The 26,188-nt window shown below is 61.6% G+C and carries 30 protein-coding genes and 1 pseudogene; 17 read left to right on the forward strand and 14 right to left on the reverse strand.

Annotated features, from left to right (window positions below; all coding sequences use genetic code 11):
- Nucleotides 1–96 precede the first annotated feature (96 nt).
- From NKI08_RS16100 to NKI08_RS16115, 4 genes are read left to right on the forward strand one after another with little or no spacing between them, the layout of a single operon-like run.
- Entirely contained in the window at nt 97–324 is a 228-nt protein-coding gene (locus NKI08_RS16100; protein ID WP_023677608.1) for a hypothetical protein, read from the forward strand.
- Nucleotides 324–731 (forward strand): hypothetical protein, encoded by a 408-nt coding sequence (locus tag NKI08_RS16105; protein WP_292664441.1) that lies wholly within the window; start codon nt 324–326, stop codon nt 729–731. The genes NKI08_RS16100 and NKI08_RS16105 overlap by 1 nt, the downstream gene beginning before the upstream one ends.
- A 1-nt stretch (nt 732) precedes the next feature.
- Nucleotides 733–897, forward strand: coding sequence for a hypothetical protein (locus NKI08_RS16110; RefSeq protein WP_023722752.1), 165 nt, complete (start codon nt 733–735; stop codon nt 895–897).
- A gap of 50 nt (nt 898–947) precedes the next feature.
- Nucleotides 948–1,286 carry a YkgJ family cysteine cluster protein gene (locus NKI08_RS16115; protein ID WP_352770987.1) on the forward strand — a complete coding sequence of 113 codons (339 nt, stop codon included), beginning with the start codon at nt 948–950 and terminating at the stop codon, nt 1,284–1,286.
- Between the two features lie 37 nt (nt 1,287–1,323).
- On the opposite strand, the gene NKI08_RS16120 is transcribed toward NKI08_RS16115, so the two are convergent.
- Nucleotides 1,324–2,253 (reverse strand): AraC family transcriptional regulator, encoded by a 930-nt coding sequence (locus NKI08_RS16120; RefSeq protein ID WP_352770800.1) that lies wholly within the window; start codon nt 2,251–2,253, stop codon nt 1,324–1,326.
- A 90-nt stretch (nt 2,254–2,343) separates the two neighbouring features.
- Between NKI08_RS16120 and NKI08_RS16125 the strand changes: the two genes are divergently transcribed.
- A complete protein-coding gene (locus NKI08_RS16125; protein WP_352770802.1) occupies nt 2,344–2,835 on the forward strand; it encodes a nuclear transport factor 2 family protein in 492 nt (163 codons plus the stop codon).
- Between the two features lie 86 nt (nt 2,836–2,921).
- Nucleotides 2,922–3,533 carry a LysE family translocator gene (locus NKI08_RS16130; protein ID WP_352770804.1) on the forward strand — a complete coding sequence of 204 codons (612 nt, stop codon included), beginning with the start codon at nt 2,922–2,924 and terminating at the stop codon, nt 3,531–3,533.
- Between the two features lie 25 nt (nt 3,534–3,558).
- On the opposite strand, the gene NKI08_RS16135 is transcribed toward NKI08_RS16130, so the two are convergent.
- From NKI08_RS16135 to NKI08_RS16145, 3 genes are read right to left on the reverse strand one after another with little or no spacing between them, the layout of a single operon-like run.
- Nucleotides 3,559–3,945: a nuclear transport factor 2 family protein gene (locus NKI08_RS16135; protein WP_352770806.1), complete on the reverse strand. Its 387-nt coding sequence runs from the start codon at nt 3,943–3,945 to the stop codon at nt 3,559–3,561.
- Nucleotides 3,946–3,961: 16 nt separating this feature from the next.
- Nucleotides 3,962–4,408, reverse strand: a complete 447-nt coding sequence (locus NKI08_RS16140) for an OsmC family protein (protein ID WP_352770808.1) — start codon at nt 4,406–4,408, stop codon at nt 3,962–3,964.
- 49 nt (nt 4,409–4,457) lie between these two features.
- The gene (locus NKI08_RS16145) at nt 4,458–5,468 is read right to left on the reverse strand and encodes a zinc-dependent alcohol dehydrogenase family protein (RefSeq protein WP_352770810.1); all 1,011 of its coding nucleotides are present in this window, start codon (nt 5,466–5,468) and stop codon (nt 4,458–4,460) included.
- A 96-nt stretch (nt 5,469–5,564) separates the two neighbouring features.
- Between NKI08_RS16145 and NKI08_RS16150 the strand changes: the two genes are divergently transcribed.
- Complete coding sequence (locus NKI08_RS16150) at nt 5,565–6,164, forward strand: TetR/AcrR family transcriptional regulator (protein WP_352517833.1); 600 nt, start codon at nt 5,565–5,567, stop codon at nt 6,162–6,164.
- Between the two features lie 246 nt (nt 6,165–6,410).
- Here NKI08_RS16150 and groL read toward each other — a convergent pair whose 3' ends face one another.
- The gene (groL, locus tag NKI08_RS16155) at nt 6,411–8,066 is read right to left on the reverse strand and encodes a chaperonin GroEL (RefSeq protein ID WP_352481739.1); all 1,656 of its coding nucleotides are present in this window, start codon (nt 8,064–8,066) and stop codon (nt 6,411–6,413) included.
- Nucleotides 8,067–8,128: 62 nt separating this feature from the next.
- The gene (gene groES / locus NKI08_RS16160) at nt 8,129–8,425 is read right to left on the reverse strand and encodes a co-chaperone GroES (protein WP_006203049.1); all 297 of its coding nucleotides are present in this window, start codon (nt 8,423–8,425) and stop codon (nt 8,129–8,131) included.
- Between the two features lie 217 nt (nt 8,426–8,642).
- Between groES and NKI08_RS16165 the strand changes: the two genes are divergently transcribed.
- Complete coding sequence (locus NKI08_RS16165; RefSeq protein WP_352770813.1) at nt 8,643–9,578, forward strand: bifunctional helix-turn-helix transcriptional regulator/GNAT family N-acetyltransferase; 936 nt, start codon at nt 8,643–8,645, stop codon at nt 9,576–9,578.
- Nucleotides 9,579–9,618: 40 nt separating this feature from the next.
- Here the strand turns inward: NKI08_RS16165 and NKI08_RS16170 are convergent, their stop codons facing one another.
- Together NKI08_RS16170 and NKI08_RS16175 are read right to left on the reverse strand one after the other, a co-directional pair.
- Nucleotides 9,619–9,864, reverse strand: a complete 246-nt coding sequence (locus NKI08_RS16170) for a BBE domain-containing protein (RefSeq protein WP_352770815.1) — start codon at nt 9,862–9,864, stop codon at nt 9,619–9,621.
- Complete coding sequence (locus NKI08_RS16175) at nt 9,833–10,264, reverse strand: hypothetical protein (RefSeq protein WP_352474506.1); 432 nt, start codon at nt 10,262–10,264, stop codon at nt 9,833–9,835. The genes NKI08_RS16170 and NKI08_RS16175 overlap by 32 nt, the downstream gene beginning before the upstream one ends.
- 135 nt (nt 10,265–10,399) lie before the next feature.
- On the opposite strand from NKI08_RS16175, the gene NKI08_RS16180 reads away from it, so the two are divergent.
- From NKI08_RS16180 to NKI08_RS16195, 4 genes are all read left to right on the forward strand, one after another.
- Complete coding sequence (locus NKI08_RS16180) at nt 10,400–10,879, forward strand: MarR family winged helix-turn-helix transcriptional regulator (protein WP_352474535.1); 480 nt, start codon at nt 10,400–10,402, stop codon at nt 10,877–10,879.
- On the forward strand, nt 10,876–12,054 hold the full coding sequence (locus tag NKI08_RS16185; RefSeq protein WP_352474507.1) for an HlyD family secretion protein: 1,179 nt from the start codon (nt 10,876–10,878) through the stop codon (nt 12,052–12,054). Before NKI08_RS16180 ends, NKI08_RS16185 begins: the two co-directional genes overlap by 4 nt.
- Nucleotides 12,055–12,358: 304 nt before the next feature.
- Nucleotides 12,359–13,894, forward strand: a complete 1,536-nt coding sequence (locus NKI08_RS16190) for a DHA2 family efflux MFS transporter permease subunit (protein WP_352770818.1) — start codon at nt 12,359–12,361, stop codon at nt 13,892–13,894.
- 173 nt (nt 13,895–14,067) lie between these two features.
- The gene (locus NKI08_RS16195) at nt 14,068–16,755 is read left to right on the forward strand and encodes an EAL domain-containing protein (protein WP_352770820.1); all 2,688 of its coding nucleotides are present in this window, start codon (nt 14,068–14,070) and stop codon (nt 16,753–16,755) included.
- A gap of 43 nt (nt 16,756–16,798) precedes the next feature.
- On the opposite strand, the gene NKI08_RS16200 is transcribed toward NKI08_RS16195, so the two are convergent.
- Nucleotides 16,799–17,317: a CAP domain-containing protein gene (locus NKI08_RS16200; RefSeq protein WP_352503378.1), complete on the reverse strand. Its 519-nt coding sequence runs from the start codon at nt 17,315–17,317 to the stop codon at nt 16,799–16,801.
- A gap of 235 nt (nt 17,318–17,552) precedes the next feature.
- A complete protein-coding gene (locus NKI08_RS16205) occupies nt 17,553–18,008 on the reverse strand; it encodes a MarR family winged helix-turn-helix transcriptional regulator (RefSeq protein ID WP_352685527.1) in 456 nt (151 codons plus the stop codon).
- Between the two features lie 62 nt (nt 18,009–18,070).
- Between NKI08_RS16205 and NKI08_RS16210 the strand changes: the two genes are divergently transcribed.
- On the forward strand, nt 18,071–18,520 hold the full coding sequence (locus NKI08_RS16210) for an SgcJ/EcaC family oxidoreductase (protein WP_352770822.1): 450 nt from the start codon (nt 18,071–18,073) through the stop codon (nt 18,518–18,520).
- 276 nt (nt 18,521–18,796) lie between these two features.
- On the opposite strand, the gene NKI08_RS16215 is transcribed toward NKI08_RS16210, so the two are convergent.
- Entirely contained in the window at nt 18,797–19,162 is a 366-nt protein-coding gene (locus tag NKI08_RS16215; protein ID WP_352616838.1) for a winged helix-turn-helix transcriptional regulator, read from the reverse strand.
- 106 nt (nt 19,163–19,268) lie between these two features.
- Between NKI08_RS16215 and NKI08_RS16220 the strand changes: the two genes are divergently transcribed.
- On the forward strand, nt 19,269–19,973 hold the full coding sequence (locus tag NKI08_RS16220) for a glutathione S-transferase family protein (protein WP_352770825.1): 705 nt from the start codon (nt 19,269–19,271) through the stop codon (nt 19,971–19,973).
- A gap of 101 nt (nt 19,974–20,074) precedes the next feature.
- On the opposite strand, the gene NKI08_RS16225 is transcribed toward NKI08_RS16220, so the two are convergent.
- A complete protein-coding gene (locus NKI08_RS16225) occupies nt 20,075–20,446 on the reverse strand; it encodes a winged helix-turn-helix transcriptional regulator (protein ID WP_352503373.1) in 372 nt (123 codons plus the stop codon).
- Nucleotides 20,447–20,556: 110 nt separating this feature from the next.
- Between NKI08_RS16225 and NKI08_RS16230 the strand changes: the two are divergent.
- Nucleotides 20,557–21,305 (forward strand): annotated as a pseudogene (locus NKI08_RS16230) (SDR family oxidoreductase).
- Nucleotides 21,306–21,438: 133 nt separating this feature from the next.
- Nucleotides 21,439–22,263, forward strand: coding sequence for a DUF2189 domain-containing protein (locus tag NKI08_RS16235; RefSeq protein ID WP_352770827.1), 825 nt, complete (start codon nt 21,439–21,441; stop codon nt 22,261–22,263).
- A gap of 6 nt (nt 22,264–22,269) precedes the next feature.
- On the opposite strand, the gene NKI08_RS16240 is transcribed toward NKI08_RS16235, so the two are convergent.
- Both NKI08_RS16240 and NKI08_RS16245 read right to left on the reverse strand, forming a co-directional pair.
- Nucleotides 22,270–22,902, reverse strand: coding sequence for a LysE family translocator (locus NKI08_RS16240; protein WP_352770829.1), 633 nt, complete (start codon nt 22,900–22,902; stop codon nt 22,270–22,272).
- Between the two features lie 119 nt (nt 22,903–23,021).
- The gene (locus NKI08_RS16245) at nt 23,022–24,989 is read right to left on the reverse strand and encodes a pilus assembly protein TadG-related protein (protein ID WP_502899615.1); all 1,968 of its coding nucleotides are present in this window, start codon (nt 24,987–24,989) and stop codon (nt 23,022–23,024) included.
- 338 nt (nt 24,990–25,327) lie between these two features.
- On the opposite strand from NKI08_RS16245, the gene NKI08_RS16250 reads away from it, so the two are divergent.
- On the forward strand, nt 25,328–26,188 hold the full coding sequence (locus NKI08_RS16250) for a TIGR01459 family HAD-type hydrolase (protein WP_352503369.1): 861 nt from the start codon (nt 25,328–25,330) through the stop codon (nt 26,186–26,188).

A 26,188-nucleotide genomic window follows, 5' to 3' on the forward strand; every position in this document is an offset into this window, starting at 1 on the left:
TTTGAAACCGGCTGCCGTATTGCTTTGTGCGGGATCCTGGCCGAAAGACCAGTCTCGCCACTTTTCGGCGGCGTGCTCCGACCCGGGAGAAAGACCTTGACCGCAACTTCAAAAAAACCCCGCGACCAGGCCGAATCCATTTTCAGCAAGACGCGGACCCAGTCGATGTCGCTCGACCGCATCAATTCCGAACGGGATGCCGTCAGCCAGGCCCGCGAAGCCAAGACCGCGCGGCTGCGCGAATTGCGCCTGGAGAAGGAAGCCGACGACATGGCGGCGGCGGTTGCGCTCGCGGCCTCGCCGAAACGCGCAGGCAAACGCTGATGGCCACCAAACGCGTGCCTCAAAAGGCGATCGCCGCAGATTCGACCATCGCCGATGTCGTGGGCGAACTAGACAAGCCGGTCGAATATGTCCGGCGCGTGCTCGAAAAGCTTGAGCGCTGCCGGCGTGTCCACGGCGATGCTCAGGTGCGGCTCGGCGTGCGCGGCCGCGCCGAATGCCCCAATTATCTGATCGAATATGTCCGGGAAAACGCCAAGACCCGCGAGCGCGTGACCTTTCAGGATGCCGCCTACAGCGGCAGCACGCATCGCGAGCTGGCGCCCCGGCACATCGAGGAAGCCAGGAACTGGTCGCCCGAAGAAATGAACATCACGGCCGTTTCGGCGCTCATCGGCCGCCTTCGCAATCCGAATGCGCCATCATCGCGTTTCTCTGACGAGGATTGATATGGCAATCAAGTTTTCCGCCAAGGGCCAGCCGGCAGCGCCTGCTGCCGCCGTGAAGCCGGCCAAGCCGGCGGCCGCGCCAAAAACCGGCGAAGCCGCCGAGGCGGGCACCGATCTGTTCAGGTCGCCGGCGGAAGCACCGCCGCGCAAGCCCAAGAAGAAATAGCGTCCTTGCAGCAAAATGCCGGCCGGAAATCTGCGCCAAGGCTGCTTGCCCTGGCGGTCGCAGAGGAGTTTTCGTCGCCACGAGAGGGCGCCGGTCCGGTTGCCTTCGATTGCCAGACCTGTGGCGCCTGCTGCGCCTACTCGTCCAGATGGCCGCGCTTCTCCACCGAGGATGACGCGCAGCTCGACCTTATCCCGCAAAAATACGTGGCTGCCGACGAAGCCGGTATGCGCTGCGACGGCGCGCGCTGTTCGGCACTGTGCGGCGAGGTCGGCAAGTCAACGGCCTGCGGCATCTACGACATCCGCCCCGACGTCTGCCGCGCCTGCATGCCGGGCGATGACGACTGCCTGATCGCGCGTCGGGCTCACGGTCTGCCGACGCTGTAATGACGGTCCTCGGGCTGGCGTCTCAGTTTGAATTTCCTCAGTCAGATGATCGAAAGTCGCTGCGGTAGAGGCCGGGCGATCGTCCGGTCAACCGTTTGAATGCCTGCGAGAACGACGGCACCGATTCATATCCGACGGCGCGCCCGATCTCGCCAATGTTCTGGTTCGTTTCCCGCAGAGCCTTGGCGGCAAGGTTCATCCGCCACCGGGTCACATAGGATAGCGGCGGCTGTCCTACCAGTTGAGCGAAGCGACGCGCGAAGGTGGCCCGCGACTGTGCTGCGACGCTGGCAAGGGAAGCGATGGTCCAGGGATTGCCCGGCCGCTCGTGGATCAGGCGCAAAGCCTGCGCAATGCCTTTGTCGCGCAAGGCGCCAAACCATCCCCTTGTTCCGAGTGGCTGATGTTCGATCCAGGCACGCAACAAGAAGATCAACGTGCTGTCGAGAAGGCGTGGGGCGACAATGTCGTGGCCGCCGAGATCGCCTTTCGCTTCGACCTGCAGAAGTTCCAGGGCAAGCCGCAGCGGCTCGCTGGTGCCAATCTGATTTCGGGTCAAATGGATCAGCGGAGGAAGCAGCGAAACCATCGGGTATGGCCCGACGCCGTCGAGTGAATATCTCGCACAAAGAAGAGTTGTCGCGCCGCTTTCGCTTTTCGGTTCCGCTCCGCTCCGATTCGCGGAAAGGACGGCGGATATCGATGCCGTCGGTGCATCCGCCGGATTGCAAAGGGCATGCCCGATATCGCTCGCGACAAGGATGACATCTCCCTCGCCTAAGCGGATCGGCTCCCTTTCACCGGCTAACCGCAGCCAGCATTCGCCGTTCTGTATGACGTGGATGGCGGCATTCCTTGTCGGATCCACCGAAATACCCCATGGCCGATGCAGGGTCGCGCTGCCGATCATGGCGCTGCCAAATCTCAGCGAAGCAAGAACTTCGGACAAGGCGTCCATGAGAACCATCCTCCAACGATGAATAGGACGACGCTATTAGACGATTGGATAAGAATCTAGGCGAATAGCGTATCGACCATCTCACAAGCGTGGCTGATCATGTTGGCAATATCGGCCTGCGGACGCCCCTGTCCACGTCGGGCAGAAGCAGGCACCTCACGGAGCAAAAACATGCGTGACGAACCATCAAATCCAGTTCCAGCCAAGATCCATAATTCGCTCGAGACCAACAAAACGATCGTCCTGGACTTCATCGACAAAGCAGTAAACCAGGGCAACATCGAAGCTGCTTCGACGCATTTTGGCGAACGCTACATCCAACACAATCCGAACATTGCGGATGGTGCGGACGGCTTCAAAGCCTATCTGCAGCAGCTCAAACAGTCATTTCCCCTCGTAAGGGGAGAGGTGAAGCGGATTTTTGCCGAAGGGGATTTCGTCATCGTGCACATGCACGCAAAACGCGAACCGGAGGAGGAGGGCTTGGCCATTGTCGACATTTTCAGGCTGAAGGACAGCAAGCTGGTCGAACACTGGGAAGTTCGGCAGCCTATTGCCGATAGCAAGCTGCACGCCAACAGCATGATCTGAATGCGCATAGGCTCTCAGGTTGGCTTGTGCCCGCACGTTTCGCTGATTACGCTGCCGGCGGCAGGGCCAGCACCGGGAGACCATCCGTGAGCATCGAATTTCTGTTGACGTCGCTGATTGTCGTGGCTTCGCCCGGCACCGGCGTTCTCTATACGCTGAGCGCCGGGCTTTCGCGTGGTGCGCGCGCCAGCATCATTGCCGCTTTCGGCTGCACGCTCGGCATTATTCCGCACATGGCGGCCGCCATCACCGGCCTCGCGGCGCTGCTGCATACCAGTGCCGTCGCCTTCGAGACGCTGAAATATCTCGGCGTCGCCTACCTGCTCTACATGGCCTGGAACACGCTGAAGGAGAAGGGTGGCCTGAGCGTCGAAGAAAATGTTGCGCCGCGCTCGGCCGGCAAGGTGATCACTTCGGGCATCCTCATCAACATCCTCAATCCGAAGCTGTCGATCTTCTTCTTTGCCTTCCTCCCGCAATTCGTCAGCACCACCGAGCCCTACGCGCTGTCGAAAATGCTGGAGCTCAGCAGCATCTTCATGCTGCTCACCTTCGTGGTCTTTGTCGGCTACGGCATCTTTGCCGCGTCGATCCGCAGCCATGTCGTGTCGCGGCCAAAGGTGCTGACCTGGATGCGCCGTACCTTCGCCGGAGCCTTTGTCATGCTCGGCGCCAAACTGGCGCTGGCGGACCGGTAGACAGGAAGGTCGCGGGCATTCAAATCTATCCCTTCACATAGCCCATGGCCTCGACGATCTTCCCGTCCGCCACGCGCATCAGGTTGACGCCGCGCAGCGAATTGCCGTCGGCCATGCAGTAGCGCCAGCGGATCGTCGCCCGGTCGCCGGCGACGAAGGTTTCTTCGATGTCGAAGCGCGTGCCGGGTCCAGTCGCGATCGCCGACCACAGTTCGACGCAGGCGCCCTTGCCGATGCGGCGGGCGCCGTCCGGGGCCGGCGTGGTGTTCTCGATCACGCAATCTTCCGCCACCAGATCGTCGAGCGCCGACGGGTCGTGGCGCTGGAAGACGTCGTTGTAGCGCCGCATGATCTCGGCCGTTTCGGCGGAGCGTTTGGCGGCGGCGATGTCGATGACGAGTTCCTGTGTCATTGGATATTCCTTCCCTTCAGTGATCGGTAGCGGTTTCGATGAGGCGGGCCTTGAGCGTGATCACTGCGACGCCGGCCAGCGCCCGCGACACGAGGCAGCTCTCCTTGGCCGTCTGCGCCAGCCGCTCGAACTCCCCCGCCGCCAGCCCGGCGACGCTTGCCTCGGTCTCCAGCTCGATGCGGGTCACCGTCGGTCCGGCCGCGGTGGCGCCGAGATGCGCTTTGGCGATCGTATGGATGCGTGCGGGAGTGTAACCTTCGCGGCCGAGGACGGCGCTCAGCGCCATCGAGAAGCAGCCGGCATGCGCCGCCGCAATCAATTCCTCGGGGTTGGTGCCGGGACCGTTCTCGAAACGCGACGGGAACGAGTAGGCGCCTTCGAAGACGCCGCTGCCGAGCTTCAGCCGGCCCGAACCTTCCTTCAACGATCCCTGCCATTGGGCCTCTGCTTCACGAATGGTCATTGTGTCTCTCCTTTGATTTGAGGGTCGATCAGATTTTGGGGCGGACCAGTCAGGCGCCGTTGACGACCACTTTCCCGAAGACGTCGCCTTGCTGGAAATAGCGGTAGGCGTCGTTGGCCTCGTCGAAGGCGAACACCTTGTCGATGACAGGCCTGAGGCGATGCACCGAGATGGCGCGCAGCATGGCTTCGAGGTTGGTGCGATTGCCGACGAACAGGCGGCTGATGGTGGCGAGGCTGCGCTGGTAGACCGGGCCGGGGATCTGCACCGTCCCGCCTTTCGCATCCTGTATGGTGAGAAGCACGATGCACCCGTAAAGCGCGCAGGCGATCATCGATTGCGCGAAGGTCGGCGGGCCGCCGGTCTCGACGACGAGGTCGATGCCGCCGGTCTGCTCGCGCACCGCAACACCCCATTCCGGCATGTCGGCGGTCGAGACGACGAGGTCGGCGCCCAGCGCCCGCAGCCGGTCCAGCTTCTCGTTGCGCGAGCTGATTGCCACGACACGGCAGCCGAGCAGCTTGGCGAATTGCAGCGCAAATAGCGCGACGCCACCTGAACCGATGACAAGAACCCATTGGCCGGGCTTCGGCATTTCGGCCGCCGTCACGGCATTCCAGGCGGTCAGGCCGGCGCAGGTTAGTGTCGCCGCTTGATGCCAGTCGAGATGATCGGGAAGCCGCACCGCCCATTGCTCGTCGAGCACGGCGTATTCGGCCAGCATCCCGTCCAGCGTGCAGCCGAGCTGGTCGATCAGACCGGCATTGATGCGGCCATCGATCCAGCGCGCAAAATAACTGCCGGTGACGCGGTCGCCGACGGCAAAGCGGGTGACGGCCTCGCCGACGGCAACGACTTCGCCGGCGCCGTCGCTCAGTGGGATAACGCCTTGGCGCGGCGCCAGCGGGTAGGTGCCGTTGAGGATCATCGTATCGCGGCGGTTGAGCGCGGTGGCGCGGACACGCACGACGATCTCGTGCGGCTTCGGCGTCGGCTGCGCCTCGTCGCGCATCACCAGGCAACTTGGTCCCGCGGTTCCTTCAAGACGATAACTGCGCATTTGCCTCTCGTATATGTAGACTGATCTACATATTATGTAGACCGATTGTCATATTTGAGGCAAGGCCTATAATGGTTGCTCCTGACAGAGGTTGACATGGCGAACGACACCCGCACCCGCATACTCGAGACGACGGGGCTGCTGCTGAGGCAGCGCGGCTACCATGGCACGTCGCTCAACGATATTTTGAGCGCCTCAGGCGCACCGAGAGGTTCGCTCTACTTTCACTTTCCGGGCGGCAAGGATCAGCTGGTCATCGAGGTGACGCGCGACAGCGTCGCCGATGTGACGCAGAGGCTGGACGCCGCGCTCGCTGCCGAAAAGGACCCGGCGGTGGCTGTCCACCACATCTACCAGTCGGTCGCGCGCATGCTGGAAGACAATCGGTTCACGCTCGGTTGCCCGATCGCACCCGTGGTCTTGGACTCGCCGATCGACATGCCGGAACTGGCCGAATTGTGCCGGTCCGCCTTCGAGCAATGGATAGGCTTGCTCAGGGCGGCCTTCGTCAGGGCAGGGGTGCCCGAGCGACGCGCGCACGCGCTGGCATTGCTGGTCGAATCATCGCTTGAAGGACTGATGGTGATCGCACGCGCCACCCACGACCGCGCCCCGGTGCTGGCGGTAGCCGATGAGGTCGCGGCGCTGATTGAGGGGGCATTGCCGGCCAAGAGTGCCACTGCCGCGGTGCATTGACGTTTATGCCTTCATCGCATCGAAGGCGGCGCGGCGTTCCGCCAAAAGGGCCAAGGCTGCAGCTCGACGATTCATGTTCTGCGCTGCCGCGACGCCTGGAAGCAAGGGCATGGTAGCCGAACAGACGCGTCCTGCGGGATACGCGCCTGCTTACTTGGGATCGGACGGCCTCTCAATCTCCGCCACATCAACGAAAAAGGGCGGCATCGCTGCCGCCCTTTTCGTAAGCTTGCGAGATTGGCTGGATTAGAAATCCATGCCGCCCATGCCGCCCATGCCGCCGCCGCCCATGCCGCCAGGCATGCCGCCGCCAGCCGACTCCTTCTTCGGAGCCTCCGCGATCATGGCTTCGGTGGTGACCAGCAGGCCGGCGACCGAGGCCGCGTCCTGCAGGGCCGTGCGCACAACCTTGACCGGATCGACGATCCCCATGGCGATCATGTCGCCATATTCGCCGGTCTGGGCGTTGTAACCGAAGGTCGCGCCCTTGTTCTCAAGGATCTTGCCGGCAACGATCGATGCTTCCGCACCGGCGTTGGCCGCGATCTGACGGGCCGGAGCCTGCAGCGCGCGACGCACGATGCTGATGCCCGCGGTCTGGTCGGAGTTGGCGCCGGTTGCCTTGATGCTCAGCGAAGCGCGCAGCAGTGCGACGCCGCCGCCGGGAACGATGCCTTCTTCGACGGCCGCGCGGGTCGCGTTGAGGGCGTCATCGACGCGGTCCTTCTTTTCCTTGACTTCCACTTCGGTCGCACCGCCGACGCGGATGACGGCAACGCCGCCCGCCAGCTTGGCGAGACGTTCCTGCAGCTTCTCCTTGTCGTAGTCCGAGGTGGTCTCCTCGATCTGCTGCTTGATCTGGGCGACGCGGCCCTGGATCTCGGCCTTCTTGCCGGCGCCGTCGACGATGGTGGTGTTCTCCTTGGAGATCGACACCTTCTTGGCGCGGCCGAGCATGTTGAGGCCGACATTCTCGAGCTTGATGCCGAGGTCTTCGGAAATGACCTGGCCACCGGTGAGGATGGCGATGTCTTCCAGCATGGCCTTGCGGCGATCACCGAAGCCCGGCGCCTTGACGGCAGCGATCTTCAGGCCGCCACGCAGCTTGTTGACGACCAGCGTGGCCAGGGCCTCGCCTTCGACGTCTTCCGAGATGATGACCAGCGGCTTCGAGGTCTGCACGACAGCCTCGAGGATCGGCAGCATGGCCTGCAGGTTGGAGAGCTTCTTCTCGTGGAGCAGGATGTAGGCGTCTTCCAGATCCGCAACCATCTTTTCGGCGTTGGTGACGAAGTAGGGCGAGAGATAGCCGCGGTCGAACTGCATGCCTTCAACGACTTCGAGTTCGGTCTCGGCGGTCTTGGCTTCCTCGACGGTGATGACGCCCTCATTGCCGACCTTCTGCATCGCTTCCGCGATCATCGAGCCGACCGAAACGTCGCCATTGCCGGCGATGGTGCCGACCTGGGCAACCTCTTCCGAGGTCTTGATCTTCTTGGCGTTCTTGATCAGCGTCGCGACGACGTCGGCGACGGCGAGGTCGATGCCGCGCTTGAGGTCCATCGGGTTCATGCCGGCGGCAACCGCCTTGTGGCCTTCCTGGACGATCGACTGTGCCAGAACGGTCGCGGTCGTAGTGCCGTCGCCGGCGATGTCGTTGGTCTTCGAAGCAACTTCGCGAACCATCTGCGCGCCCATGTTCTCGAACTTGTCTTCAAGCTCGATTTCCTTGGCGACGGTGACGCCGTCCTTGGTGATGCGCGGTGCGCCGAACGACTTGTCGATGACGACGTTGCGGCCCTTGGGGCCGAGCGTGACCTTCACCGCGTCGGCGAGGATGTTGACGCCGCGCAGCATGCGCTCACGAGCGTCGCGGGAGAATTTTACGTCTTTGGCAGCCATTTTTAGCTCCTGGCAGGGGCTTGGATTGAGCCCGAAGATTTAAATGAGGGTGAGGCCGATATTCAGCCGATGATGCCCATGATGTCGGATTCCTTCATGATCAGAAGGTCTTCGCCATTGAGCTTGACTTCGGTGCCCGACCACTTGCCGAACAGGATGCGGTCACCGGCCTTGACGTCCAGCGGGACGAGCTTGCCGGCTTCGTCGCGGGCGCCGGAACCGACGGCGATGATCTCGCCTTCCTGCGGCTTTTCCTTAGCCGTGTCGGGGATGATGATCCCGCCCGCGGTCTTGGATTCGGATTCGACCCGACGAACGACCACGCGGTCATGAAGCGGGCGGAACTTCGACTTTGCCATTTTTTATTCCTCGATGAGAATGGTGAGAACAGTTCCTCCGTCCGGCGGCGCCGGACATGTGGTTAGCACTCATCTTGGGGGAGTGCTAACGTGGCGCTGAAATAGGCTGGCAACTCGCGCGAGTCAAGGCGCCCGGTGAGCATCATCAGGACAATTGCTTCAAACGGATACTTGACTAAGTCAACTAAATCGCTGATCTTGCCGGGAGGAGGATGCCATGACCATTCATCATCACCCAGGCAAGGAGCGGATCGACGCGGTGCGGGCCTTCAACCGCTTCTACACCCGCCAGATCGGGCTGCTCGACGAAGGGCTGCTGAAAAGCACCTTCTCGCTGACCGAGGCGCGAGTGCTCTATGAGCTGGCGCATCGCGATGGCCTGACCGCCACCGACCTTGGGCGCGATCTCGGCCTCGATGCCGGTTATCTCAGCCGGCTGCTGAAGAAGTTCGAGGAGCGTGATCTGGTCGAGCGCGCCACGATCGAGACGGATGCGCGGCGTTCGACGATCGCGCTGACCAAGGCCGGGCGGCAGGCCTTCGCGCCGCTGAACCAGGGTTCGCACGACCAGGTCGCGGCATTGCTCGACCGGCTTCCAGTTCCCGAACAGGACAGGCTGGTCAAGGCCATGCAGACGGTACAGCGTCTGCTGGGCGGAAGCGCCGAGCCCAAAATTCCCTATATGCTGCGGCCTCTGCAAGTCGGCGACATCGGCTGGATTATCCATCGGCAGGGCCTGCTCTACGCACAGGAATATGGCTGGGACGAAACCTATGAGGCGCTGGTCGCCGAAATCCTCGGCGCATTCGTCAAATCCTTCGATCCGAAATGCGAACGCAGCTGGATCGCCGAGCGGCAAGGCGAGGTCGTCGGCTCGGTCTTCGTCGTGCGCCAGTCGGACGCGGTGGCGAAGTTGCGCCTGCTCTATGTCGAGCCGTCGGCGCGCGGCCTCGGTATCGGCAAGCGGCTGGTCGAGGAGTGTATCGGCTTTTGCCGCGCCACGGGTTACACGACACTGACGCTGTGGACCAACGACGTGCTCGCCGCCGCCCGCCACATCTATGAGGCTGCGGGCTTTAAATTGACCAACGAGGAGCGCCACCATTCCTTCGGCAAGGATCTGGTCGGCCAGAACTGGAATTTGGAGCTGTAGCAGCGCCGCAGAATTTCGAGCATCGGCCTGGGGCGGTCGCTCAGGTCGCAGGCTTAATGTTTTGGTTCAAGCGAAAGAAATTGGTGGGACCATACTTGTTCTTTAGTGCGGCCAACCTCGGATAATTCTCGCCGTAAGCCGCCAGAACCCGATCAGTGCCTTCTTCGCCGAGATTATTCGCATAGACGCCGCCGGTCGAGAACGGTCTCATTGCATCCCACAGGTCGCGCGCCCATCGGATGTGCGTTTCGTCGTCAGACGGGTAGTCCCAGATCGTAAAGCGCATCCCGATTGGCGTAGGGCGTTCCGTCCATCGGTACTCGCGAGATGGCGCCGCCAACCTGCTGCAGGACCAGAAGCGATTCGCTGGGTGCAGTCATGTAAGCCGCAAGCATGGTATCGATCGCCTGATCTGTGATTTCGCGCATGAACTGCGCCTTCCAGTAGTAGCGCCGCCCGCGCGGAAAGAGGCTGTCCCCGGCCGATTGGATTTGAAGATAGGGGACAGGAGCAATCCGGCGCTCAACTGGCGTGCCATACTCTCTCAGAGGTTGAATGATTTGCTGGCCTTCGTCGAGTGGGCCGATGTAGCACGCCGATATGCTGAAGAAGCGTTCGCCCGAGGGCGCCGTCACAAGCGCTGCATCCAGGCTCAGCTCATCCGGGGCGCCGCTCGAGAACCGCATGGCTTCGCGTTACAAGCGCCCGGCGTAATAAATTGCTAACTACGATCGCCCTGCACCAACTGCCATGCACACTCGCCGGCTTCTGGCACAATCCGGCTCCTTGAATTATGAGCACGCTTATTATATATGTCGCTCATGGTTTCCGACGGCATCGACAGATTAGGCTTTTTGATCCACGACGTGCAGCGCCTGATGCGCAAGCGCTTCGAGGCGCGCGCCAGTGGTTTCGGCCTTTCTTCAGCGCAATGGCGGCTTCTGGTACGTGTCGCCAAGGAGGCGGGTGTCGCGCAGGCGCGGCTTGCCGAGCTTCTCGAAATCGAGCCGATCAGCGTCTCGCGTCTTGTCGATCGCATGGAGGAGGGCGGCTGGATCGAGCGCCGTCCCGACGCAACCGACAGGCGAGTGCGCATGATTTTCCCGACCGCCAAGGCAAACGCGGCCTACACCCACGTCAAGAGCCTTGCCGGCGAGGTCTATGAGGAATCGCTCGTTGGCGTTTCGCCGGAAGATCGCCGCGTCCTGGTCAGGGCGCTGGAGACAATGGTGCAGAATCTTGCAGATGGTGAGGCGCCGCCCTCGGAAAAAGTGAAGAATACGGAAGGCACAGCAGCATGAACGCGGTAGCCAAACTAGATGAGAATGCGGCCAAGCTGGAGATGGAAGCTCCCGCGAAGCCGGCGGCAGCTCCGGTAACGGTCGCTCCGCAGATAGCTCCGGCGCCGGTGGCGCCGAAGCAGAAGCGCCGTGCCGGCCGCTTCCTTTTGATGTTTGTGCTGCCCGCTGCGTTGATCGCCGGCGGCAGCTATGTCTGGGTGACCGGCGGCCGCTATCAGGAGACCGAGAACGCCAATCTGCAGCAGGCCAAGGTGTCGATAGCCGCCGATACGGCGGGCCGCATCGTTCAGGTCGACATTTTCGACAACCAGTCTGTCAAGCAGGGCGACGTGTTGTTCGCTATCGATCCCGAGCCCTACCGGATCGCATTGGCCCAGGCCGACGCGGCGGTGGCCGGCGCACGGCTCAATGTCGAGCAGTTGCGTGCGGCCTACAGCCAGGCGCTGGCGCAGGAGAAGTCCGACGAAAGCCAGGTCCAGTACGCGCAGTCGCAATATGACCGCGCCGCCGACCTTGCCCAGAAGGGCATCAACGCCAAGTCGTCTCTGGACGAAGCCAAGAACGACCTCGACAAGGCGAAGCAGCAGCTGGCCGTGGCCCAGCAAGGGATCGTCAGCGCCAAGGCGGCACTTGGCGGCAATCCCGACATCGAGACCGACAAGCATCCAACGGTAATGGCGGCGCTCGCCGCACGCGACAAGGCGGCCTACGATCTGGTCCAGACCACGGTCAAGGCACCCGCCGACGGCATCATCAGCCAGGCCGCTTCGTTCAAGGTCGGCCAGTATGTCGGTTCGGGCACGCCGCTGTTTTCGCTGGTCGAGACCGGCGACACCTGGGTCGACGCCAATTTCAAGGAAACCCAGCTCACCAACATGAAACCCGGCCAGAAGGCCGAAATCATGGTCGATACTTATCCGGGCAAGACGTTCGAAGCCACCGTCAAGGCGATCGGCGCCGGCACCGGCGCCGAGTTCTCGCTGCTGCCCGCGCAGAACGCTACCGGCAACTGGGTCAAGGTCACGCAGCGCATTCCGGTCCGCCTGGAATTGACCGATGCCGACGCCAAGGCGGCGCTGCGCACCGGCATGAGCGCGACCGTCACGGTGGACACCGGCGTTTCCCGCGGGCTGCCGAGCATTTTCCGCCGCGCCACGGCAGGCGAGGCCAGGTAAAGAGGCCTGGTAGCGGCCGCATAGCAAACAGCGAGATGGATGCAGGATTGGTCCGAGGGAGGCGCAGGAAAAGTTGAATGCGTAGACGGGCTGCGCTGTAGCCTGCCTGAGCAGACAACGTCGCGCAGGATCTTCGGTCCTCAGGTTTCCGGGCGGCAGGCGCCCGCTTTGTCGAGACGCTCAGTCGATGTAACCCCCACATCGATGCTCGCGTCCCACCGCGATGAGGGTCTCTCTACAGCGGGGCCTCGCCGTCCGGAAACCTAATGTACACGTTTTTGTTACCTGCTGGAAGTTTTACGTCATGAGCAGCCCAGAACCCTTTCGCGAAGTACCGCACCGCGGCTTGATCACAGTTGCGCTCATGCTTGCGACGATCATGCAGGCGCTCGACACGACGATCGCCAACGTTGCGCTGCCGACCATGACCGGCGATCTCGGCGCCTCCCCCGACAACATCAACTGGGTCTTGACCTCCTACATCGTTGCCGCGGCGATCATGACGCCGGTGACCGGTTGGCTGGCCGACCGCTTCGGTCGCAAGGAGCTGTTCCTGACGGCCGTGGTCGGTTTCACCGTCTTTTCAATGCTGTGCGGCATCGCCTGGAGCCTTGAGACCATCGTTTTGTTCCGGCTCATGCAAGGCGTGTTCGGTGCGGCCATCGTGCCGCTGTCGCAGACCTTCCTGCTCGACATCAACCCCAGGGAACGCCACGGCCAGGCCATGGCCATCTGGGGCGCCGGCATCATGCTGGGACCGATCCTTGGCCCGACGCTGGGTGGCTGGCTGACCGAGAATTTCAACTGGCGCTGGGTGTTCTTCATCAACCTGCCGGTCGGCATCATCGCCTTCCTCGGCATGGCGGCATATCTTCCCAGCGTCGCCCGGCGGGTGCGCAGCTTCGATTTCTTCGGCTTCACCATGCTCTCGCTCGGTGTCGGCGCGCTGCAGCTGATGCTCGATCGCGGCGGCGAGGTCGACTGGTTTTCCTCGATCGAGATATGGATCGAGCTTGGTCTTTCCATCACCGGTTTCTGGGTATTCACCATCCACACGTTGACGGCGGAGCACCCCTTTATCGACCCCAGGATCTTCCTCGATCGCAATTTCGTCACCGGGCTCGCGTTCATCTTTGTCATGGGCGTGCTCATCCTGGCGAGCATGTCGCTGCTGCCGCCAATGCTGTCGACCATCTTCGGTTATCCGACCCTCACCATAGGCATCGTCTTGGGCCCGCGCGGTGTCGGCACGATGATCGCGATGCTGTTCGTCGGGCGGATCATGCACAGGATCGATGCCAGGATCCTCGTCGTCATCGGCTTCCTGCTGACCGCGCAATCGCTCTACACGATGTCGAGCTTTTCGCCGCAGATGGACAACTGGCTTATCCTCAGTTCCGGCGTCATCCAGGGCCTTGGAATGGGAATGGTGTTCGTGCCGCTGTCCACCGTGGCTTTCGCCACGCTCGACGCACGTTTCCGCACCGATGCAACGGCGCTGTTCAGCCTGGTGCGCAATCTTGGCTCGTCGATCGGCGTATCGGTGGTGACGGTTCTGCTGGTACGCAACACGCAGATCAACCATGCCGAGCTTTCGGCCTACATCAATCCGTTCAATCCCAACCTCTGGGCGGCATCGCCGGCAGCGGCGGGCGGCGATCCGACGGCGCTGTCGCTGATGGATCGCATGGTCAATGTCCAGGCGATGATGATCTCCTACGTCAATGACTTCAAGCTGCTGATGATGATGACGCTGCTTGCTGTCCCGTTTGTTTTCCTGCTGCGCAAGCCAAAGGCTGCGCCGCCCGCCGGTGGGGCGCCTGCCGCGCATATGGACTAAGCCTCAGGGCTTACGGCAACCGCGACCGGCCACGGTTTCCGTTGCCGTGCCGGTCGCGTCGGCGTTGAGCCAGGTTCACCTGCCATTAGTATATCCGGACCAATATGCAGTCGCTTTTGGGTTGAAGGCGAGCCTCCTTTGCTTGCCTCAAGCATCAGCGGGAGGAATTGTGTTTGGCCACGAAGTCATCCAGGCAAACCGCCGACGCGCCCGAATCCGCAAATTTGACGACGCTGGCACAACTGGCGACTGCCTCATATGAGGCCCTCGAGTGCGAGCTTCGCGCCACGATTGCGGCACTTCAGGACCAGGCACTGCGGTTCCAGACCGCGATAGAGAACATCTCGCAAGGCATCTGTTTCTTTGATGCCGGTGAACGGCTGATCCTGTGCAATCGACGCTACGCGGAAATCTATCGCCTTGCCCCGGAGCAATTGCAGCCGGGTGCGGCGCTGCGCGAAATCGTCGAGCGGCGCGTCGCTGTCGGAACCTCGGCAACGAATGCGGACGCTTATCTGGCGTTGGCCCGGGCAGTCAATTCGGGCACGGCTTCGGGGAACTGGACAGCCGAGCTCGCCGATGGCCGGACAATTCAGGTCTGCCATCAGCCGATGCCTGACGGCGGCTGGGTGGCCACGCATGAGGACATCAGCGAGCTCAGCGCCAACCGCTTGGTCGTCGACGAGCGTATCTCCTTGCAGACGCTCATCGACCTGGTGCCTGACTACATGTGGGTGAAGGACACCGAAAGCCGCTTCGTCGTCGCCAACCGAGCCATTGCGTCCGACAGCGGTCGAGACAGCACGAGCGACATGATCGGTCTAAGCGACTTCGACCTTCACGCGCCGGATCTTGCGCAGAAATTTCGCCTCATCGAGCAGCAACTGATGCGCGACGGACAACCGATGATCGACGAGGAGGAGTTCGTCGTCGATGCGTCAGGCACCGGCAAATGGTTCCTGTCTACGAAACTGCCGTTGCGCAACGTTCAGAACAACATTTTCGGCCTCGTCGGCATTGCCCGTGACATCACTGCGCGCAAGCAGGCCGAAATCCTTCGCGACGGGCAGGCGCATATCCTCGAGATGATCGCAAAGAGCGCTCCCCTCGAAGACGTGCTCGAGCGGCTCATGCGTCTGGTCGAGTCCCAACTGGCGGGGATATTCGGTTCGGTCTTGCTGCTCGACAAGGATGGCAGCCACTTGCGCCACGCCGCCGCGCCGAGCCTGGCGAGAGACTACACCGACGCCGTCGACGGCGCCGCGGTGGGCCCAAGGGCAGGGTCTTGCGGTACCGCAGTCTATCGGCGCGAGCCGGTGATTGTCGCTGACATCATGCAGGATCCGCTTTGGCAGGACTATCGCGAACTCGCGCGCCCACACGGTTTGCGTTCATGCTGGTCGACGCCGATCCTGTCGCATCAGGGCGCCGTGCTCGGCGTCTTTGCGATGTATTCTATGACGGTGCGCGAGCCGACCGAGGCCGAGACCCGCCTCATCGATTTCACCACGCGCATCGCCGGGATCGCCATCGAACGCAAACAGGCCGAAGACCGGATCCACTTCATGGCCAATCACGACGTGCTGACCGGGCTTCCCAATCGCGCCTTGTTGGAGGACCGGCTTTCACAGGCGGTCTTGTACGCCCAGCGATACGATCGCTGGGTGACAGTGGTGTTCATTGATCTAGACAATTTCAAATTCGTCAACGACACGCTCGGCCACAATGCCGGCGACGAGCTCCTGAAGACCGTCGCAAGTCGCATGGTCGACTGCGTCCGGGCGACCGATACCGTCGTGCGGCTTGGCGGCGACGAATTCGTCGTCGTGCTGTTCGACCAGCCGGCGAACGTTGATCTCGTTTCCGAGACCTTGCAAAAGCTCAGGGCTGCACTCGCCGAGCCGGTTCGGCTCGGAGCGCATCTTGTGCGGGCGACGGCCAGTATCGGCATTGCCAACTATCCCAAGGATGGAACGGATCCCGATACGCTGCTGGCAAATGCCGATGCGGCCATGTATCGCGCCAAGGAGTTCGGCCGCGATAATTTCCAGTTTTACGCTCCGGAGTTCAACACCAGGGCGCATGAAAAATTCGTGCTTCAGGAAGAGTTGCGAAACGCCTTGGCGCGTTCGGAATTCACGCTGCTCTACCAACCGCAGGTGGACCTTCGGTCAGGTCGGGTTTTTGCGGTCGAGGCGCTGATACGCTGGAACCACCCAACGCTTGGCACGGTAATGCCGACGATGTTCATCCCGACCGCCGAGGAGACAGGTCTGATCGTACCGATCGGCGACTGGGTTCTGCATGAGGCGTGCCGGCAGAACAAAGCCTGGCAAGACGCGGGGCTGCCGCCCTTGACCGTTTGCGTGAATGTGTCGGCGCGGCAATTCAGGGAGCGCAACCTGATCGATCGCATCGTCAGCGCGCTGAAGGACAGCGGCCTGGAGGCCAGGTATCTCGAGCTGGAGGTGACCGAGAGCCTTATCATGCAGGATATCGAGCTGGCGGTCGCCACCATGAACGCCCTGCAAAGCCTGGGTGTCCAGATCTCGATCGATGATTTCGGCACCGGCTATTCCAGCCTCAGCGCACTCAAGACCTTTCCAGTGGCGCGGCTAAAGATCGACAAGTCCTTCATCAAGGATCTCGCCGCCGACGAGAACGATCAGGCTGTGGCCAGCGCGGTGATTTCATTGGGGCAAAATCTCAACCTGAGGGTCATCGCCGAGGGCGTTGAGACAGATGATCAGGTTGCTTTCCTGCGCAGGAACAATTGCGACGAAATGCAGGGCTATCATTTCAGCAGGCCGGTTTGTGCGCAGGACATCGAGGAATTGCTCGGCGGCGGCCGCAAAGACTGACGGATCGGTCGCCAGCAGGCTTCCGCCGTCCAAATGGTGGAAGTTATCTGCCGAGCACAAGGCACCAGTAGCGAAGCGTGCTGTCGCGGCCGTCGCGCACATAGGCGAGGCCGAAGCGGGTGAAGCGCGGGTCGAGCATGTTGCGGCGGTGGCCTGGCGAATGCACCCAGATATCGAACAGCTTCTGCTGGTCGAAGCGGCCTTCGGCAATATTTTCGGCGGCAGCGCCGGCAATGCCATTGTCTTTGACGCGCGAGGCAAAGTCCTTGCCCCAGCCGGTGGTGTGATTCATTCGGCCGCCGCGTGCCATATATCCGGCCTGCTGGAGCGCCGCCTGCTCGAGCCGGGCATCGGGGGCGAGCGGCCCCAGACCCGCCGAAGCGCGGATGCCGGCCAGCGTGCCGGCGGCGGAAGCAGAGACACCGGCGCTTTCACCGGTAGGCAGCACGGCGGTTGCGCAGGCGGTGAGCCCGGCAAGGGCGCCAAGGCCGGCAGCTCTGAGCAGCACGCGCCTGCTTAGGCTTGGTTGGGCCTGATAATTTTCGATTTTCGTAACGGTCATGCCCGCCTGACATAACCGCGATCATGGCTTTTGCCGGGCAGGGCGGTGAAAATGCGTGATGAATGGTTTTGACGCGATGGCACTGTGTCAGATTGATTTCACCGCTCAATCGAAACAGGCCTGCTCGGATGGCAGCATTCGCCCAGACGGCTGTTCGGGCTCGACACTCCCAGGAGCTCGATACCCAGTCAGGCCTTCACGGACAGAGAGTTTCTTTTGCCCTACCTTTGCGGCTTCACGAGCGCTGGCGAGGTATCCTCGGTTGCAAATTTTTGCTGGGGGATATCGCTTGCAGTGACGACCGGAGCGATTCGTACGCCTGAGCACCAAGCAGCCTTCGGTATTGGTCTTCGAGACGCTGATTGAAATCGTGGACGGTCCGGATCACCGCAAGCGCCGCGTCAGTTGCAACGATTAATTTGGCCCGTCGGTCGTTCGGATCATGCGAACGCCGAACATAACCAAGGCGCTCCAGTTCATCGATCAACTCACCCATCGATGCTTTGCCAATGCCAGCACGCTCTGCGAGGACGCTGGATCGGGTTCCTTCCGCGTCGATGTTGGCGAATACAGCGCCGTGTTTGGGCTTGATTGCCGAATGGCCGCTCTCCCGGAGAACCTGGACCAAAGCGCTCGCCGACGATTGATAAGCATAGAGAAGCAGAGACTGCGTGTATGGCTGATTATCCATCTTTCCAAACTTATATGGTGCCCATATAGTATGGCAACCGAACTATATGGCAGGAGGTCAGCATGGCTACCGGCAACGTCCGAACTGAAGGGGTGGAAAGTGTCGCGCACAGGCTGATCGAAGCTTGGAATCGTCACGATGCTCGCGCCTTTGCCGCCGTATTCGCGGCAGATGCCGAATTTACAAACGTCTTCGGGATGCAGGCGACTGGACGTGACAAGATCGAGCAGTTCCATGCCCCAATTTTTGAGAAGATGTTCAAGTACAGCCATCTATCCGCCGAAAGCGTGCGGAACAAGCTTGTTCGCCCTGATGTTGCCACGCTCGACCTGCGGTGGTCCATGACTGGCGCGCTCGATCCGATGGGAAACGAATGGCCGCGTCGGCGCGGATTAATCAGCGTAGTGGCGACGCGGGATCATGACGAATGGTTGATTGCAACGATGCACAATATGGAACTTGGGGACGATCAAATGGCAGAGTCTCAGGAGAAACTTCAACAGGATAAGTAGGCTCTTCGTTCACGTCAGGATCGAAAGCGACAGCCATCCAGCATAGTCAAGCCGATCTGATCGGGCAATGAGATCGAACGGCGGGTCAGGTGATCGGGATTGGCGAGCTATGCTACAGGAGTTGGTGCTGGATGGCCCGTGCCTTGTCCGGTTTGGCCGACCACAATGGCGCGCCTCATAGCCGGTCGCCTTGGTCTTGCGGGATCTAATGTATGAACGGCTTGGAGCGCTGGGCTCTCGCCGGCAGTTCTTGGCGGCGCGGTGATCGCCGGTCGGCTATTCCGCCGCCACGAGTTTGGTTTCCGGCGTCGATGTAGCCCGGCTGGCCCGATCGTCCTCGGTATCTTCCCACCAATCGCCCAGGGCGTCGATGAGTGGCACAAGCTTGAGACCGGGCTCCGTGAGGTCGTAATCCACGCGTAGCGGATAGCCGGTACGCGCCGTTCGCCGCACAATCCCGGCTTCCTCCAGCTTGCGTAGTTCGAGCGCCAGGATGCGGTGCGACACTGTCGGATTGTCACGCCTCAGGTCGCTGAAGCGCTTGGTACCGTCCTTGAGATAATAGAGCAGCAAGGTGGGCCAGCGACCGCTGAGCACACGCATGGTCTCCTCGATCGGGCAGCGTGAGACGACATCTTTCATGGCGGGGACCTGGTTACAGAATAGTGCGTAATTTACATGGGGCGACCAGCGTTTAGGGTCAAGTTTCGCTGCGCAGCGTGACCCCTAACATGGAAGAGAGAAAGAAATGGAACCTATTCTCCTTTACGGCTTCCCGCTGGGAAGTTCGATGGGGCTTGTCGCTGCTTTTGAACGCCTCGGACAGCCCTACCGCCTGTGTCGTGTCGACATGCTCGCTGAGATGAAGAACGACGCCTATGCTAGTATCAACGGCCGCCAGGAAACGCCGGTGTTGATCACCGACGAAGGCAGGGTACTCACCGAGACCATGGCGATTGCCGCCTGGCTCGAAGCTCGCGATACGCAACGTCGTATCAGCTTTGAGTCTCGCTCGCCGGAAGCCAACCGGATGCACCAGCTGATGGCTTTCGTGAACACCGGTTTCACCGCCGCTTTCACCCCGCTCTGGGCTGCTTATGAAATGGAGCCGGCCGAACCGGTGCTGCTGGCGACCTTGCGTGACTTTGGCCGCAAGGTCGTTACCAACCGCCATGACCAGCTCGAGGCGATGATCGTCGACACGGATTTCCTGGTCGGCGGCCGGCTGACGCTTGCCGATACCACGCTGATCGGCGTGGCGCGCTGGGCGGAGTTCCACCAGGCGGTCGACGGCGCCGCTTATCCCAAACTGGCGGCGCTACGCCGCCGCATCGAAGCCGATCCGGCCGTGCGTTACGCACAGGCCATCGAGGGTGGCGAAAAGCCGGCGGGTTCGGGTGCCTGTCTTGGCCATGTCCCGCTGGCCGAAGTGATCGATCGTTTCGCTGCCTAGCTTTTGTCACGCATCTCAGCCGCGCGGCGCCAAAGTGTGGTGCCGCGCGGTGACCGCCTGTGGCTTTAGCCGGGCAGGGCAAACAATCCGTGCACGATTAGTCAGGTGATCAGGTGGGATGCGTTGACACGCATCCAGTCGGCCAGCGAATCCAGCGTGCCACGCAAGGTTCTACCCAGCGGCGTTATCTCATACTCCACGCGCGGCGGCATCTCGGCATAGACCCTCCGATAGACCAGACCGCGATGTTCGAACAGGCGCAGCTGCCGCGTGAGCTCCTTTTGCGTAATCGGTGCGACGGCCCTCTGGAGCTCGCCGAAGCGGATCGGACAACCGGTGACGATCAGGCGATAAAGAATGGGAATGGCCCATTTTCCCGAAACCAGATTGACGAAATCGATCATCGGGCAACGATCGGTCGTGCCATTTCCGCCTTCGACTGGCGTTACCTCGATGGCTTTTGCCTGCGCCATGAAATTATTTCCTTTAGTACCCATTCGGTGCCTACTATACAAAGCATACTATCGTGTCGACAATGCCATTCTCATCGTCTTTGGGAAGGCAAATCATGGGTCGCCAAATCATGGGTCGCTTGAAAGGCAAATATGCCCTCATTACCGGGGCAACAGTGGCATCGGTCTCGAAACCGCGCGCCAGTTCCTGGCCGAGGGTGCGACGGTGGCAATCACTGGCAGGAGCCCGTCCGGGCTGGAAGCTGCGCAGCGCGAGCTGGGCGGATCGGCGCAGGTGATCAGGAATGATGCCGGCAACCTCGCTGATCAGCGTGCGCTTGCCGCCGAACTCGCGCAGTGCTGGCCTCGGCTCGACATACTGAACATCAACGCCGGCGATGTGATGCATCAGCCCCTTCAGGATTGGGACGAGGTGGTCTATGACCGTCTGATGCAGACCAATCTCAAGGGGCCGTTCTTTTTGATCCAAGCCCTGTTGCCGATGTTCTCCAACCCGTCATCGATCATCCTGTGCGGTTCGGTCAGTGCCCATATCGGCCTGCCCCAGAGTAGCGCCTACGCCGCCAGCAAGGCTGGCCTCCTGTCGTTGGCGCGCACCCTCTCGGGTGAGATGATCGAGCGCGGTATTCGCGTCAATGGCCTCAGCCCCGGGCCGACCGAGACGCCGGCCTTGGGCAAGCTGGGTCTGCCCGAAGCGGACGAGAAGGCGCTTGGCGATCAGATACGCGCGCTAGTGCCGATCGGCCGGATGGGCAAACCCTGGGAACTCGCCAAGGCGGCGGTGTTTCTAGCATCGGATGAGTCGAGCTTCGTCGTTGGCACGGAACTGCTCGTCGATGGTGGCGTCGGAAATCTATAACCGGGATTTACCATCGTGACCATCGACTTGGCGACAATCACCCCTAAATCGACTACCATAGTGCTTATACGAGAAGTGGCAGCTACGGGCGGCCATCCTGGCGGCGGCCGTCCCGACCCACGGGAGAAAGGTTATGGCCGGCTTTCATGTCATGGCGGACGCACGTGGAATGCATGTACAGCCCACGGTGCGCCGCATCAGCACCGAGGATCTGCTCGATGCGCTCCGTCTCGGCGTAGAGGATTTCTGGGCCAAGCCGTCGCACTACGTGTTCCTGTGCCTGATCTATCCGGTGGTCGGCCTGATCCTGACGCAGTGGACGTCGGGCTCGAACGCCATCCAACTCATCTATCCGCTGATGTCCGGCTTCGCTTTGGTCGGTCCGTTCGCCGCTATCGGCCTTTACGAAATCAGCCGCCGGCGCGAGTTCGGCATGGATACATCCTGGTGGCATGCGCTCGACGTGCGCCACTCTCCGGCGCTGCCCGCGATTGCGGTCATCGGTATCATGCTGGTGGTACTGTTCCTGCTCTGGCTGTTCACCGCGCAATCGATCTACACCAGCCTGTACGGCAATCAGCCTCCGGCCTCTATTGTCGGCTTTATTCGCGAGGTGCTGACGACCAGCAAGGGTTGGACGCTGATCCTGCTCGGCAACCTGGCCGGATTCGCCTTTGCCGCGATCGTGCTGGCGACGACCGTCGTCGCCTTTCCGCTGCTGCTCGACCGCGATGTCGGCGCGGTCTCGGCAATCGAGACGTCGGCAAGGGCAGTTCTGACAAACCCGCTGCAGATGGCGCTGTGGGGCCTGATGGTCGCCGTGCTGCTGGTCATCGGCTCGATCCCGCTATTTGCCGGGCTTGCCGTCGTCATGCCCATCCTTGGCCACGCGACCTGGCATCTTTACCGCAGGGTGGTCGAACCGGAGCGGGCACAGCCGGGCCGGCGGCCGATGTAGGACCGATCAGCGTTGCGCGTCGGTTGCCATCTTGACGGCCAGCGCGGTCAGTACCGTGCCCATCATCCAGCGCTGGATCACCAGCCATAGCGGCCGCCCGGCGAGGAAGATGGCGATCGAGCCGGCCGTCACCGCGATGATGGCGTTGACGGTCAGGCTGATCGCGACCTGCGTGGCACCGAGCACCAGAAGCTGCGACAGCACGTGGCTCTTGTCGGGGCTGATGAATTGCGGCAGGAGCGACAGATAGAGCACTGCCACCTTTGGGTTGAGCAGGTTGGTCATCAGACCCATGGCGAACAGCTTGCGCGGTCTGTCTTTCGGCAGTTCGCGGATCTGGAAGGGCGAGCGCCCGCCGGGCTGCACCGCTTGCCAGGCGAGCCACAGCAAATAGAGCGCGCCGGCAAGGCGCAGCACATCATAGGCAAAGGGCACGGCGAGCAGCAGCGCGGTGATGCCGAACGCCGCCGACAGCACGTAGAACAAAAAACCGAGCGCCACACCGCCCAGCGAGATCAGCCCGGCCTTCGGCCCTTGCGACAGCGAGCGCGAGATCAGATAGATCATGTTTGGGCCGGGCGTCAGCACCATGCCGAGGCAGACCAGCGCAAAGGCAAGGTGGTTGGCGGGTTCAGGCAAGAGCGCATCTCCGGATGAGGACACTCACCACATGCTTCCATCACCCGCAAGGGTATGAGGGCAGGAGCCTTTGCGCCAGTACGCCGGGGCCCCTGCCTTAGTCGCCAATCCCATCGCCTTCAGCCGACGATGCGCAGGTTCGACAATTCGTTGGCGATTTCCTTGAAATTGTCGGACAGCGTCGCGCCTGTCGCATTCCAGAACAGCTTGGCCGGCTTGCTCGGGTCCGCCGGATCCTTGCGGAAGCGCGAATCCGAGGAACATGCCTTCAGCGCATCGATTGCCTTCTTGTCGCCGGCATCTGTGGGTGACAGGTCGAGCGCCACCGTCATCACCAGAATATTTGAATTCTTTGCATTGGCGCAGAGCGTTTTCATCTGCTCGTCGAGTGCTGCCGTGTAGTTGGCACCGGTATAGGTGGTCTTGCCAATATCGGTGCTGGTATTCATGAACAGGCGGGTTACGCTTCCAGATCCCGGATAGGTCAGGCCGGTGTAGCCGTAGGCGGCGTAGGTCGACCTGTTGTTGGCGTAGCTGCTGTCGCTGACGGCGCTATAGGTATTGGCTCCGTCGGTCAGCACCACGACCACCTTGTCGTTGCCCCTCTCGCTGTTCGGCCGACCATCGGTGAACGGTGGGTTGCTCGATACAGTTCGCCAGCCCCAGGCAAGGCCCTCCGGCACGTTCGTGTTGCCGTTCGGCGCCATGGCGTCGATGGCGTCCTTGATCTCCTGCTTCTCTGCGTCCTGGCTGACGTCCTTTAACGGCGTGATCGGGTTGGTGGTGCAGGAGGAATTCGGCCCATCGCCTGCGGCTGCGGATTGCGAACCGTATGGTTTTACCAGGAAATATTTGCGCATGTCAGACTGGCGCTGGGAAGCGGTAGGACCGGCGACATAGGGCCAATCGGCCCACCAGTTGTTGCCGTAATTGTAGGACGTGCCGATGACGTCGTTGATGCCGTCACGGTTGAAATCGAGCCACAGAGTGCCAGCCTCATCCGGGGCGAACATCGGCACGAAAAGCGTGGCCGGCGCGGCTGTATCGGGCGTGGTGTCGTCGACATTGTAGGGATATGGCCTTGCCTCGACGCAACCTTGCCAGCTCGCATAGCGGCTTGTGGTGTAGATATATTCCGGTGCGCTCCAGTGGCCGTACTGGCAGGTGCCGTTCCTCTTGTATGTGTCGCAGACATATTGCTTCGAATTGGGTACCTCTTCGCGGCCCGATTCGACCGTCATGTCGGCGTAGAGGCTGAAACGGGTCAGCGGCTGGTCCTTGGTCTCGCCCCAGCCGGCGCCGCGCTTGTACCAGACGCCGTTGAGCTTCTCGGCATATTTGTCCGGATTGTTGGCGGCACTCATCGTCGTCCAGTCGAAATCCTCGTGCTGGATCGGGGAGATGCCGTCCTGATCCATCCAGCCGTCCTGGTCGTGGGTAGGGCCGACATTGACCGAGGCCGCAAACGGCACGAGAGAAAACTGCACCGGTTTGGTGATCTGCTTCATCTGCTGCGCCTGAAGCGCCAGCGTATCGACAAGCTGCTTGGCGGCCGACTTCAGCAGGTTTATTCGCTTCTCGCCGGTGCCGGAGCCGAGATCACTCATCGAGCCGGAATTATCCAGCACAAGCGCGACTTCGAGGGTGTTCTTGAGGCGGAGTTCCGAACATTCGGTGAAGGTCGTGTCGCTTGCCGTGCCGCCGATCAGCAGGCTGGCGGCCGGTAGAAAATAGGGATGGAAGGTGAGGCTGGCGCAGAGCATCAGGGTGCCGCCGCCGGCATTGTTGTTGGGCAGCGTGACGGTCAGCGCTGTATTCGCCGGGTCGATACGTGCGAGATTGGTTTCGAAAAATGTCTTGGCGTAGGCCTTGACGTCGTCGTCGCTGGCGCCGGCAACGATCTGCTGGGCGGCGGCGAGGCCGGCCGCATCAAGGGCGTTCAGCGTTTCGTGCTTTTGGCGCAGCAACTCCCCGTAGTCGACACTGAGCGCCAGACCGGCCATCAGCGGCACAATGGTGATTGCAGTCATTAACGAGTAGTTGCCACGTCTGTCGTGTCGGAATTCTCCGACTATTGCCTTCAGCATTCCCGCCCGCCCCATTTTTCCCGGACGATGCCACGCATTTTTAAATTTCCGATTGCTGAAATACGTTCAAGGCCGGTACGGGTTTTCAATCCCTGTTAACCACGCGTCCGCAATCGGCAATGCTGCTCCGAGCTTCCCGCGGCAAAGCCTCTAAAAAAGGGGATAAGGCGCTGGAAAAGAAAAGCTTTCACCATCGCGTGCTCGCCGGCGTCCCCGTGCGACAATCTTGCGGCGCTATGAAAGCTGGTGACAGGGTGAAGCGCTTCGGTTAATCCCAGCCGGTCGCGGCGGACCGTCGGTCGCGGCGCTTGCAAGCATCATGGTACAGGGACAACGGCATGGCGGATTCGCCCGACATCATCGGTTCGCTCGCAGACTTGTCGGGAGCCTATTCAGCCATCCTGTGCGACGTCTGGGGCGTGGTGCACAACGGCGAATGGCATTTCCCGGCGGCGGCTGCCGCGCTGATCGCTGCTCGCGCGGCGAAAATACCTGTCGTGCTGATCACCAATTCGCCGCGTCGCAGCGCCGACGTGGTGGCGCAGATGAACGCCATCGGCGTTCCTCCCGCCGCCTACGACCGTGTCGTGACGTCCGGCGACGTTACCCGCGACCTGATCGCGGAAGGGCCGCGAAAGATCTTCCACATAGGCGCCGATCGGGATTTCACGCTCTATGAGGGCCTCGACGTCGAACTCGTCGAGGAGTTCGAAGCATCCGGCGTGGTCTGCACTGGCCTGTTCGATGACGAGGTGGAGAAGCCGGAGGATTATGCCGATCTTCTGCTGCGGCTGCGTGCCAGGAACCTGCCCTTCATTTGCGCCAATCCCGACATCGTCGTCGAGCGCGGCGAACGCATGATCTGGTGCGCGGGCGCTTTGGCCCGCGAATACGCACAGCTTGGCGGACGCACGCTGATCGCCGGCAAACCCTACGCGCCGGTCTATGATGTCGCCATGAAGGAGATCGCCGTCATTCTCGGCCGCCCGGTCGAGCGTTCGCAAGTTCTGGCCATCGGCGACGGCATGATGACCGACATCAAGGGCGCGGCCGACAATGGCTTCGACGTGCTCTACGTATCGGGCGGGATCCATGCCCGTGATTACGGTGAGACGCTGCAGCCGGATCCGGCCAGGCTCGCGGCCTTCCTGGAAAAATATGGCTACAGGCCGGTCGCGGTGATTCCCAGGCTGCAATAG

The sequence above is a fragment of the Mesorhizobium sp. M0768 genome, assembly GCF_040320195.1.
Classification (GTDB): domain Bacteria; phylum Pseudomonadota; class Alphaproteobacteria; order Rhizobiales; family Rhizobiaceae; genus Mesorhizobium.

What these genes read in the sequence shown, in the direction of transcription:
- NKI08_RS16105 (WP_292664441.1), top strand. Translation starts at nt 324, where the DNA reads ATGGCCACCAAACGCGTGCCTCAAAAGGCGATCGCCGCAGATTCGACC.
- NKI08_RS16110 (WP_023722752.1), top strand. Translation starts at nt 733, where the DNA reads ATGGCAATCAAGTTTTCCGCCAAGGGCCAGCCGGCAGCGCCTGCTGCC.
- NKI08_RS16120 (WP_352770800.1), bottom strand. Translation starts at nt 2,253, where the DNA reads ATGGTTCTCATGGACGCCTTGTCCGAAGTTCTTGCTTCGCTGAGATTT.
- NKI08_RS16125 (WP_352770802.1), top strand. Translation starts at nt 2,344, where the DNA reads ATGTTGGCAATATCGGCCTGCGGACGCCCCTGTCCACGTCGGGCAGAA.
- NKI08_RS16135 (WP_352770806.1), bottom strand. Translation starts at nt 3,945, where the DNA reads ATGACACAGGAACTCGTCATCGACATCGCCGCCGCCAAACGCTCCGCC.
- NKI08_RS16140 (WP_352770808.1), bottom strand. Translation starts at nt 4,408, where the DNA reads ATGACCATTCGTGAAGCAGAGGCCCAATGGCAGGGATCGTTGAAGGAA.
- NKI08_RS16145 (WP_352770810.1), bottom strand. Translation starts at nt 5,468, where the DNA reads ATGCGCAGTTATCGTCTTGAAGGAACCGCGGGACCAAGTTGCCTGGTG.
- NKI08_RS16150 (WP_352517833.1), top strand. Translation starts at nt 5,565, where the DNA reads ATGGCGAACGACACCCGCACCCGCATACTCGAGACGACGGGGCTGCTG.
- groL (WP_352481739.1), bottom strand. Translation starts at nt 8,066, where the DNA reads ATGGCTGCCAAAGACGTAAAATTCTCCCGCGACGCTCGTGAGCGCATG.
- groES (WP_006203049.1), bottom strand. Translation starts at nt 8,425, where the DNA reads ATGGCAAAGTCGAAGTTCCGCCCGCTTCATGACCGCGTGGTCGTTCGT.
- NKI08_RS16165 (WP_352770813.1), top strand. Translation starts at nt 8,643, where the DNA reads ATGACCATTCATCATCACCCAGGCAAGGAGCGGATCGACGCGGTGCGG.
- NKI08_RS16170 (WP_352770815.1), bottom strand. Translation starts at nt 9,864, where the DNA reads ATGCGCTTTACGATCTGGGACTACCCGTCTGACGACGAAACGCACATC.
- NKI08_RS16175 (WP_352474506.1), bottom strand. Translation starts at nt 10,264, where the DNA reads ATGCGGTTCTCGAGCGGCGCCCCGGATGAGCTGAGCCTGGATGCAGCG.
- NKI08_RS16180 (WP_352474535.1), top strand. Translation starts at nt 10,400, where the DNA reads ATGGTTTCCGACGGCATCGACAGATTAGGCTTTTTGATCCACGACGTG.
- NKI08_RS16185 (WP_352474507.1), top strand. Translation starts at nt 10,876, where the DNA reads ATGAACGCGGTAGCCAAACTAGATGAGAATGCGGCCAAGCTGGAGATG.
- NKI08_RS16190 (WP_352770818.1), top strand. Translation starts at nt 12,359, where the DNA reads ATGAGCAGCCCAGAACCCTTTCGCGAAGTACCGCACCGCGGCTTGATC.
- NKI08_RS16200 (WP_352503378.1), bottom strand. Translation starts at nt 17,317, where the DNA reads ATGACCGTTACGAAAATCGAAAATTATCAGGCCCAACCAAGCCTAAGC.
- NKI08_RS16205 (WP_352685527.1), bottom strand. Translation starts at nt 18,008, where the DNA reads ATGGATAATCAGCCATACACGCAGTCTCTGCTTCTCTATGCTTATCAA.
- NKI08_RS16210 (WP_352770822.1), top strand. Translation starts at nt 18,071, where the DNA reads ATGGCTACCGGCAACGTCCGAACTGAAGGGGTGGAAAGTGTCGCGCAC.
- NKI08_RS16215 (WP_352616838.1), bottom strand. Translation starts at nt 19,162, where the DNA reads ATGAAAGATGTCGTCTCACGCTGCCCGATCGAGGAGACCATGCGTGTG.
- NKI08_RS16220 (WP_352770825.1), top strand. Translation starts at nt 19,269, where the DNA reads ATGGAACCTATTCTCCTTTACGGCTTCCCGCTGGGAAGTTCGATGGGG.
- NKI08_RS16225 (WP_352503373.1), bottom strand. Translation starts at nt 20,446, where the DNA reads ATGGCGCAGGCAAAAGCCATCGAGGTAACGCCAGTCGAAGGCGGAAAT.
- NKI08_RS16235 (WP_352770827.1), top strand. Translation starts at nt 21,439, where the DNA reads ATGGCCGGCTTTCATGTCATGGCGGACGCACGTGGAATGCATGTACAG.
- NKI08_RS16245 (WP_502899615.1), bottom strand. Translation starts at nt 24,989, where the DNA reads ATGCTGAAGGCAATAGTCGGAGAATTCCGACACGACAGACGTGGCAAC.
- NKI08_RS16250 (WP_352503369.1), top strand. Translation starts at nt 25,328, where the DNA reads ATGGCGGATTCGCCCGACATCATCGGTTCGCTCGCAGACTTGTCGGGA.